Raw genomic sequence first — 9,915 nt, forward strand, 5'->3', positions numbered from 1 at the left:
ATGAGGCACGTTCCTGATTAACGTACTCTTGAGCATCAAGTCCATTCCAGATTTCTTTTCCTAGTCCTTCTAGTTCCATAATGCTATGCTTGGGCTTAACAAGCATAGGGCGACGTACCATTACAGCTAACTCTTTTAATAAGCGAAGTTGCTCGTCTGGGGTGAGATTCTCAACTTGCCGGCGAACATCTTGATAGGTGGTCATGCTCTTTACTCGCTGTTTCTTCTATTAATCATGTCATATTGCCCACAGATCACGGCTCCAAAAAGTAAGGTAAAATGCCCCCATATTTGTCTATATCCGATCGCACTCCCGTCCGTCGCTGTGCCTAGACGTTTTTAGCTGATAATCATTTGCTTGAATCAATGACCATGGTGTGTTCCCCAAAATCGATCGCTGCAGCGGTAGGACTTGCATTAGGGAACGCACTTTACCATATCTACCATAGTGGCGATCATACTCACCAGCGGAGCGAAACGGAGTCGAGTGCATCGCAGTGTTAGCCTTTATTGCGGAGGTCTGTGGTATCTCTATTGCTTTTGCCGATGTTGCAAACGTCACAAAGCGTTTGATAGTTATCCAGGTTGTCAAGACCACCGCGTGAGCGAGGAATGATGTGATCAACATGAAGAATTGCGCCGTTATGTGAATTGCGACCACAAGAAACACATTTCCACTGATCACGCTGAAATACTTGCCAACGGATTGCGGGCATTACGCGAATCTTTTGCTCGGCGAAAAGCGATGCCAATGCGATCGATTCACCTGTGGCGGAGTGCTTCTCTTCACCCCCTTCATTCGGATTCTCTAATTGTCTTTCAAACCACCAATAGTTCAATCTTGAAACTAAATTTTCCAGCCGATGCGGGAGTCCCTTTGCTATTTGAATATAAGAGTCATAAACGGGGAAGAAAACTGCAAAATTATCGACTAATTGAAATAGGTCAACTGGTGAAACAGGGAAGCGATATAGATGCCCGAAAAAATGGTTATCAATTAGTTCGTTAGATATTCTATGTCGATAATGATCTTGAAATGCTGCGAAGAAAGGTAAATCATCACCAAAATAAAAATCAGGTCGAATCTCAGACCCGAAACACAGCCTATTAATTATATTTTCGTTATCAATATGAAACTGCAAAATCGAATCAAATGACTTTTTATCAAGTCCTTTGAGCCAACCGTTTTCCAGAAAAGTAAATACCCCCTCATCTGTGAGCATGAAAGCAAAACGAAATGGCAAGATTTGCACGGGTTTTCCATTTTTGCGCGAGAAACCCGGCCACTTCGCCTTCCTTTGTCCGCCAAGACCAACGAAAACAGATTCATATTTATGCGTCAATTCGTTATCGTTGTATCTCTTTTCCCGAAAATTCGGAAAAACGCTAACGATAGAGTCGTCCAGCACTTCTACCCCGTATATCTCACGTATCCGAGCAATTGCAGAGTTCATTACCAAGCGCAGACGCGGTAAAACCGAATGTTTTAGAGCATCAGCACGAAGGCGAGCGTCATCGACAAGAAAGAGGTTTGCGTCTTGCTCGTCGAATGTGATATTTGAGAGTGCAGATGGGATCATGCTAAAGACCGACTACTGATTATATTAATTATACAGAAACTTTCCGAATAACCAGAGTAAGAATATATGGAAACTTTCGGCATATCACCCAATTTTGTAGATTTGTGACAATCAGCCGAGATACAAAGAACTTTTCAGCGATCATAGCACGAATTATAATTCTTCGGGTAACTGAGCAGACTAACTAAAAGTTGCCATGGCGGAGCAAATTCTTTCTCTACTCCTGTACTTAATTGTCATTTTAACGGCTTTTTGGTTTATTAGCCCCCAAAAAAAGCCCCGTAGTCATCCCGCCTATCATCTTGCTTGTTTACTAGAAGATGCTCCTGAAAGCTCTTTAAAGGGTCAATTTTATCCCCTGGCTACTCCCTTGGCTACCCCGATCACCTGTACTGTTCCGCAGGTGTGGCGCAGTGTATATAGGCAGTCTCTGGCAAAACCGGATGTTAACTATTGGCAATGGCGCGGTATGCCCGAAAATGAGCAGTTTTGTCGGGAATTACGGGAATTATTGCGGTTAAATCCGGCTAGAGGTTACGCTAAGGAAATTCTGGAAAGTCTGGCCCTGGGTCAAGATCCTTTTTATCATCTTTACTGGGATATAAAAGCGATCGCTAATAGTAACTTTAACACTATTGGCACTAATAAACTAGCTGAGGGCAGATTTGCCCAGCGAGATTTGCGAACTCATCAGCAGATGCGGGGGGATTTTCGTCAATGGCATTTACAAGCTTGTGAACAGTTGGGAAAAGAGCGGGTTAAAGCGGTTTATCGGCGGTGTTATGGGTCAGATTGGTCATTAATCGCCCAAATTCTCTATCCTTCGCCCCGTTCCTTGGCCGTGATGATTATAGAGTCGGCTAATCCCGTTTGGTGGCGAGTTTTGGGGATTACTCCTTTTAGCACCACTAACCGGATTGAGAATAATTATAAAACTCTCTTGTGTTATTGGCATCCCGATCGCAATTCCCATCCCAATGCGACAGAAATCACCGCCCATCTTAATCGCGCCTACGATTGTTATCAAAGTTTTCAGGAGATGAGCAGTCAAGATAATGCACCTTTGTGGACGAAAATCCGTCGCTGGATTCCTTAGACTTGACTCTAGTTTTTGCCTTGACTTTTTCCTTAACGAAAGAATGTTAGTCTAGGAACAATTTATGACCACGCTTGCACTCTCAGGGTAATGAATCTAGTGCTTTTAAACAATCGCTACCAAATTGTTAGCACCCTTGCTAGGGGGGGATTTGGGGAAACTTATATCGCTATCGATACGAATATGCCTTCTCAACGGCGCTGTGTGATTAAAAAATTGCAGCCGGCTATTCAAAGTGAGGAGATGCCAGAATGGTTAAAAGAACGTTTTCAGAAAGAAGCAAGCGTTTTAGAGGAATTGGGAGAGCAAAATCGCCAAATACCCCGTTTATACGGTTATTTTGCCCAAGATAATCATTTCTATCTGGTGCAGGAGTGGATTGAAGGGGAGACACTAACCCAAAAACAGCAACGACAGGGAAATTTATCTTCCTCAGCAGTGCGGACGATTTTAGAGAATTTACTGCCTGTTATTGATTTTATTCACAGTCGCCGCATTATTCACCGGGATGTGAAACCCGATAATATTATCTTAAGAAATAGTGATAATTTGCCCATTTTGATCGATTTTGGGGTAATGAAAGAAGCAGTGGCCACCTTACTCGATCCTACGGGAAAAAGTGCCTATTCGATCGCCCTTGGCACCCCCGGTTATATGGCTTCGGAACAGGCTGCCGGGAGACCGGTCTTTTCTAGTGACCTTTACAGCCTAGGCTTAACGGCGATTTTTTTATTAACGGGAAAAACTCCCCAATATCTAGAAACTGACTCGCGCACGGGGGAAATTCTCTGGCGACAGGAGGCAGAAAATGTTAATCCTAATTTAGCTATGGTAATCGATCGAGCGATCCGTTTTCATCCCCGGGATCGGTTTGCTACTGCCAGGGAAATGTTGGCAGCTTTGGCAGAAATATCCCCCGATTTGTCCACCCAACCGACTATCGCGGTTTCTCCCCATAGTCCCCGATTAAAGTCCTCTACACCCCCAAAACCAACCGTCTCCCCCACTGTGGTTATTCAACCCAATTCTGGGGAAAAAAAGAATACTTGGCTGTGGATTTTGCTGATTTTTGCGGTGACAATTGGGGCTTTTGCCCTAGGATATCGGGGATTTATGGCTCTTTTTCCCAAAAATGAGCAAATTAAACCATCACCAACCCCCGAACCTTCTCCTATTCCTGAAATCATTCCTCCTCCCTCCCAAGATTTTCCCCCTATCCGACGACCTTCTCGTCAACGGACTCCCATTTATTCCCCGACTCCCACTCCATCCCCTACTCCCACCCCAGAGGTGATTCCTAGTCCAGAAGCGACTCCAGAATTAACTCCTAGTCCCACCCCAGAAGAAGTAATTCCTATTCCTGTTCCCCTTCCTGAAACGGAGCCGAGTCCTCAAGTTTCTCCCCTTCCTTCTCCTTCTCCTTCTCCTTCTCCTTCTCCTTCTCCTGTTCCAGAGGTGATTAATCCCCCGGTTAATGAGGATAAAATTGAACCGATCGCTCCTCCGGTTTTATCACCTTCTCCTCCTGAAGAAAATAGTAATTAATAGAGGTTCTTCGTTACTTAGTCTGGTTCGATAGGGTGGCATAAATCGATTAAATCCGTATCTGGTAAGAGTTCCATTGATTAGTTACTTCTAGAGCGAAAACAATTGACAAAAATCGCTAAATGTCTTTCTCTATAAGGGTTTCATCCCTTATAACCCCCGTTCATTGCATAGCACAAACCGAAGAACCTTAATATTTGCATAACAATTCCCGAAGAGCCATAAATAAGAGGAGTTATTGATAATGAGTCCACATCCGTATAACTTTGACAACTTTACTCTTCTGGAATAACCTGATAAACCAAACGATGCTGACAGAACAAATTAAACCTTTAGCCAAGCAAAAATATCCACTGCTGATATTGACCAACGTTCTAATCCTTTAATCACTGCTAAAGGCTCATTATTTCCTTCAGTTGCAATATGTACTTTCGGTAATCCTGTTTGAAAAACGGTGACTGACTTTGCTGAAGGATCAATCAACCAACCTAATTCTGTTCCTTGTTGTAAACAGAAAATAATCTTTTCCATCACTAAGGTAACAGATTGTTCAGGAGACATAATTTCAATAATCCAATCGGGATAACGTAAAAATTGATCGGCCATTTCTCCATCTAGATCTCTTGGCAAATTCTCCCAACGAATCACCGCAATATCTGGCACAATTGAACGTTCTGCAAAAGTACAACGCAATTCAGGTAGAGCATAAGCTAATTTTTGAGATTTAGTCTGTTGATTAATGGCAGAGGCTAACTCAAATTGTAAGATGCTGTGTTTTCCTTTGGGCATAGGTTTTTGAGTGACAATTCCATGATAATATTCCCTAGCAGGCTTAGTTTCTGGAAGGGCAAGAAATACTTCGAGGGAAAGAGCTTGTTTATCTTCTATTGTGGCAAACATTAATTGATTTCTCCGATCTTGAGTTGTTTTCTATTATAAGCTCCTGACTCCTTACTCTCAGGTAAGTTTTTGATTTTTACCATAAGTCTAATCTAAAAATACGGGTTTTTCTTTAAGCTCTAGCACGAAAAATTTGATTAGCCGTGAGGTTTAACTCTGGAAAAACCCCTGAAATAAGACGTTGATCCTGTTTAAATAAATTACCTTGATATTCTCCATCGATTAATTGATAGATAGAAATGGTGGGTTCTTTGGGGCTGCCGATATATCGGGACGAACCTTTGGCTAAATAATCGATAATCCAATATTCGGCAATTCCTAATTGTTCGTAGTCGTCGAATTTTTTCAGATAATCATCTCGCCAATTGGAACTGACAATTTCAATAATTAATTTAGCTGATGTTGCCAGAGAAATTGAGGAAGCGGTTTCCCAATAGGGATCGTTAACTAGATTTTCTCTGTCTAAGATAATAATATCGGGTAGATAACCTGTATGGGGGCGAAGGGGTTTTACTGCGGCAGTATTGGGGATAAAATAGGGCAATTGCCGTCTTCTAATCTCCAATCCTAACTCCATGCTTATAAAACCGCCAATTTCTTCGTGTTTTCCGATCGGTCGCATCATGGCCGATAATTTTCCTGCGATTAATTCGTATTGTTGTCCATCATCGGGATATTGATTAATATAGTCATCAAAAGTCAAAAATTGGGGGATAGTTTGGGTTGTGGTCATGGCAGTTAGAGGAATAAGAGAGATGATTTTTCAAGATTCTAACTCGATTAACGACGTTGCCACCAAGTCAATCCAGCTAGGGTAAATCCCCCTAAAGGCATCACTACCATCGCTATCCAAAAAATAGCGTTAGCTTGCAGGGGATTTAAATTAATTCTTCTATTTTCTGGTTCCTTAGCCCGGATAGATAAGGTGGCTGTTTCACCACTGGCTAACCACTGCACAGAATTTAAAAATATATCTCCGTTTAACTGTTGTTCAAATAGTCCATCGCTGGCAAAGCTGGCATTACCAATCACGATTAATTTACCTTTTTTTCCCGTCAGAGCAACTCCTAGATCAAAGGGGCCAGCTAAATCTTTTTCAGGGTTAAACTGGAGATTCTGATCATTTAAATCACTCTCAGCCCACATTTTATCATTAGTAATCATTAAAGATACGGCTTCAATTCCTTCGATGGGAACGGTGGCGATGGGACGAGCAAAGGGAAAGATAGAAATACCGTTAGCAAAATCCCGGGTAATGGGATGATTACCGTAATTGGTAATAATGGGACTAGCCGGACCTAAACCAATGATTTCCCCGGCACCAGAAGCATCAATAATAATCCGATTATCTAGTTTCACACCCCAAGGGGTTAATAAGGGTTCTAATCCGGTTTCGGTTTGAGGGTCAATCATTAATAAAATTTTGCCCCCTTGCTCAAGATAGTTTTTTAAAGCGGTGACTTCTTGGGGAAATATTTTTCTTTTGGGACTGGCAATAATAATGACATCGGCATTATTGGGAATGGTGGAACGTTCCACTAGATTAAGTGGTTCTACTTGATAACCTTTTGCTTCTAAACTATTGACTGCTTGTCCTAAACCCCCTTGAGGTTCTTTGATGGCATTTTCTCCATGACCTTGCAGAAAGTAAGCGGTTAGAGTGCGATCGGTTTTAGCGGTTTCGATGGCGTTACTCAATTTCGCTTCGGTGAGACTTTCCTCTTCACTAATAGTTTTCAGGGGTTGTTTTTTTTCACCATACTGTAGATAGACTCTGGCTAGATTATCATTGGCTAGTTTTTTAAATTCCTGAGCGATATTGGGTTTTTTCTCCGGGTTAACTATTTCGTACTGAAATTGGGGGTTTTTGCGTTGATAATTGGCTAAAAGTTCCTCTTCGTTGCCACTGATTCCCCGGGTTGAAAAAATCCAGACTTTGACGGGTTTTGACAGATTGGTTAATAGTCTTTCGGTTTGGGGGGATAAACTAAAGATTTGGTTTTCGGTTAAATCAACTCGATAGGGATAACGGAGGGCGAGAAAGTTAATTAAACCAATAACGCTGAGGACAATAATAGTAGTAATGAGGGTTTGAGTGCCGGTGCGGGTACTTCTTTTTTGCCAAAAGTCTTTGGAAGTGATTACTAATAACAACAGCCACCCTAGAAACAAAATAGCTCCGGCAATTAATAACCCCAGAGAGAGGGATGACCATTGACCGGAGATTAACCCCACGGTTAAGCCGGCACTACCCAGAAATAGGGCGGGTATATAGAGAAATTTACCGTATTTTTGCCAGGATCTCATAGTTAGTTTCTTTGATAACGGTCCGCTTCGATCGCTTGAGTAGTTAGGAAGATTCCCAGCAGAATATAACTGAGGAGGATGACTAAACTACTACTGTCAAAAATTCCCCGCACGAAATTGTTAAAGGGTTGATACCAAGATAGATGGGAGAGTAATTCTTTCAGGAAAAATCCGATCTGTTCTCCCACTTCTCCTCCGATGCGATCTCGAAAGAAGGTTTCGGCATTGTTAGCAATGACATCCAGTATCCAGATAAATAAGATGGTGATAAAGGTGATGATGTAAGCCAGGATAGAACTATTGGTGAGGGAAGAAATAAACATTCCGATGGCTAGGATGGCCGCTGCCAGTAAAATTAATCCTAGATGAGCTAGTAAAATACTGGCTATATTCACCGGGGGAACTGCGCTACTAAAAACCACTATTTCATAAATCCAGAGGGGGGTAATCATCACGGTAAAAAAGGCCAGCACTCCCAATAATTTACCGATGGCTATACTCCAATTGGTCAGGGGGGAAGTGGCTAAAAGTTCTAGGGTTCCCTGTTTTTTTTCCTCTGCGTATAATCCCATAGACAGGGCTGGCAAAATTACCAACAATAAAGAGGATAAAATAATGCCGATGAAAGTGGTCATAAATTCAGATACCGTATCTCTGGCTACCAGAAATCCCGATTGTTCTTGGATACTAACATCGAGAATAATGCCGTAGAGAAGGGAGTTAAAGAAAAATCCCGCTACTAACCAAAATATGCCCATAATGATATAGGCATTGGCGGCGGTAAAATAGCTTTGAAATTCCTTGCGAAAAATCGCCCAGATATTATTGATCATGCCTCTCCTCTTGCTGGTTACTTTCCCCGCTGCCGATTACTTCCAGAAAGATATCTTCTAGGGTTTTGCGGGTGCGACGCATTTCTAATAGGTTATAACCATTGTTGACAACTATTCTAGCAAGTTCTGCCCCTAGGTTTGTTCCCACTTGACCAACAATTTTAAGCAGGTTATCGCCGACTTTTGCTGCTTGCTCGACTTGCGGCAGTTGTTGAAGGATTTCTAGCAGGGAATCCCTATCACCCTCGATCTCAATTTCATAACTGGAACCGGCAGGGGTAGCGGTAGTAATATTATTGGCCACGATGCGACCCCGATTAATAATTGTCGCTCGATCGCAGGTAATACTCACTTCTGGCAAAATATGAGTGGAGAGAATAATTGTATGTTCTCCCGCTAAACTTTTAATCAGATTTCTCACCTCGATAATCTGTTTCGGATCCAATCCTACTGTCGGTTCATCTAAAATAATTACCGGTGGATCGTGTACGATCGCTTGGGCAATTCCCACACGCTGTTTATAACCCTTGGATAACTTGCGGATAATAACTTTTCTTTTTTCTAGTAACTGACATTTGCTTAAAACTAAATCTACCCGCGCTTTTCTATCCCCCGATGAGATGCCTTTAATCCGTGCGACAAAATCGAGAAAACTTTCCACGGTCATCTCCGGATACAAGGGGGGATTTTCGGGAAGATAACCAATGCGACGACGCACTTCTAAGGATTGTTGATGCACATCATATCCTGCTATCCTTGCTGTTCCTGTGGTGGCAGGAATATAACCGGATAAAATCCTCATGGTCGTGGTTTTTCCCGCTCCATTGGGTCCCAAAAAACCGAGAATTTCTCCTTTTTCTACGGTAAAATCTACGTCACTTATTGCCGTGGTAGAACCATAAATTTTACTCAGATGTTCGACTTCAATCATAAGCTTTATCAGTTATCAGTTATCAGTTATCAGTTACCAGATGTGAGTTTTCAGTCAATAGTGTTAAGTGACAAGTTCGGAGCTTTCTTTTCACTGATTACTGATTACTACTCACTGATAACTGATTTTTCCCAGACTATGATCGCGATTAATTTCTACCACTATATCCGCTTGTTTGAGCAGGGGTGGGAGAAATAATTGCGGATGTAAACTTTTCCAAAAATACTTGACAAATTCCTCGATTTCTGATGGGGTCATACCTCCTTTTGTTTCGGCCGCCTGTCGCCATTGTAAACTGTAACGGTAGTCAAGGGGATAAAGAATCAGTAAGCGATCGATTTTTGACCAGAGGGGTAGATATTCTCGCAATCTTTGATTATTATCCCTGGCGAATTGTCGGTCTTCCTCGCTATTAATCGGATCGGGGGCATGATCAAAGACTGTTTCTTCTACTGGATTCATGCCCACAAACCAACCCTCGAAAAAAAGAATATCGACTCCCTCCACTTGTTCCGCTGCAATTCTATCTCCTTGTCCTCGATGCAGGGACTTGTCAAAACGCGGGATTAAAATCGGACTTTCTTGCTGACAAACCTGTTCTAAAACTTTAATTCCTAATGCTATATCATGAGTACCCGGTGGACCACGCCAGCGCAATCTTTCATCCTTTTGACGCAATTTTATTCGCTCATTATAGGTCTTATAAATATCATCTAAAGAGAG

The 9,915-nt window shown here is 42.1% G+C and carries 10 protein-coding genes and 1 pseudogene; 2 read left to right on the forward strand and 9 right to left on the reverse strand.

Translation table 11 applies throughout. The annotated features are described in order from the left end of the window. The 3 genes from PX484_RS07200 to PX484_RS07210 all read right to left on the reverse strand — a co-directional run. The coding region (locus PX484_RS07200) for a hypothetical protein (protein WP_288103292.1) at window positions 1-205 on the reverse strand (205 nt) is incomplete at its 3' end. A 90-nt stretch (window positions 206-295) separates the two neighbouring features. Beyond that, entirely contained in the window at window positions 296-493 is a 198-nt protein-coding gene (locus tag PX484_RS07205) for a hypothetical protein (RefSeq protein WP_157404812.1), read from the reverse strand. Between the two features lie 7 nt (window positions 494-500). Beyond that, window positions 501-1,580 (reverse strand): HNH endonuclease, encoded by a 1,080-nt coding sequence (locus PX484_RS07210; protein ID WP_287766929.1) that lies wholly within the window; start codon window positions 1,578-1,580, stop codon window positions 501-503. A 196-nt stretch (window positions 1,581-1,776) separates the two neighbouring features. On the opposite strand from PX484_RS07210, the gene PX484_RS07215 reads away from it, so the two are divergent. Further along, on the forward strand, window positions 1,777-2,676 hold the full coding sequence (locus tag PX484_RS07215) for a J domain-containing protein (protein ID WP_287766927.1): 900 nt from the start codon (window positions 1,777-1,779) through the stop codon (window positions 2,674-2,676). A gap of 90 nt (window positions 2,677-2,766) precedes the next feature. Beyond that, window positions 2,767-4,221, forward strand: coding sequence for a serine/threonine-protein kinase (locus tag PX484_RS07220; RefSeq protein WP_288103295.1), 1,455 nt, complete (start codon window positions 2,767-2,769; stop codon window positions 4,219-4,221). A gap of 324 nt (window positions 4,222-4,545) precedes the next feature. On the opposite strand, the gene PX484_RS07225 is transcribed toward PX484_RS07220, so the two are convergent. The 6 genes and pseudogenes from PX484_RS07225 to PX484_RS07250 all read right to left on the reverse strand — a co-directional run. Then, window positions 4,546-5,121: a Uma2 family endonuclease gene (locus PX484_RS07225; protein ID WP_004163759.1), complete on the reverse strand. Its 576-nt coding sequence runs from the start codon at window positions 5,119-5,121 to the stop codon at window positions 4,546-4,548. A 112-nt stretch (window positions 5,122-5,233) separates the two neighbouring features. Then, window positions 5,234-5,854 (reverse strand): Uma2 family endonuclease, encoded by a 621-nt coding sequence (locus PX484_RS07230; protein WP_004163760.1) that lies wholly within the window; start codon window positions 5,852-5,854, stop codon window positions 5,234-5,236. A 47-nt stretch (window positions 5,855-5,901) separates the two neighbouring features. Beyond that, a complete protein-coding gene (locus PX484_RS07235; protein WP_288103298.1) occupies window positions 5,902-7,428 on the reverse strand; it encodes a GldG family protein in 1,527 nt (508 codons plus the stop codon). A 2-nt stretch (window positions 7,429-7,430) separates the two neighbouring features. Continuing rightward, entirely contained in the window at window positions 7,431-8,261 is an 831-nt protein-coding gene (locus PX484_RS07240) for an ABC transporter permease (protein ID WP_288103300.1), read from the reverse strand. After that, on the reverse strand, window positions 8,251-9,192 hold the full coding sequence (locus PX484_RS07245) for an ABC transporter ATP-binding protein (RefSeq protein ID WP_287668935.1): 942 nt from the start codon (window positions 9,190-9,192) through the stop codon (window positions 8,251-8,253). The genes PX484_RS07240 and PX484_RS07245 overlap by 11 nt, the downstream gene beginning before the upstream one ends. Before the next feature lie 111 nt (window positions 9,193-9,303). After that, window positions 9,304-9,915 (reverse strand): annotated as a pseudogene (locus tag PX484_RS07250) (ABC transporter ATP-binding protein); the annotation flags it as partial.

The organism is Microcystis sp. M49636_WE2, from assembly GCF_030065375.1.
Classification (GTDB): domain Bacteria; phylum Cyanobacteriota; class Cyanobacteriia; order Cyanobacteriales; family Microcystaceae; genus Microcystis; species Microcystis aeruginosa_C.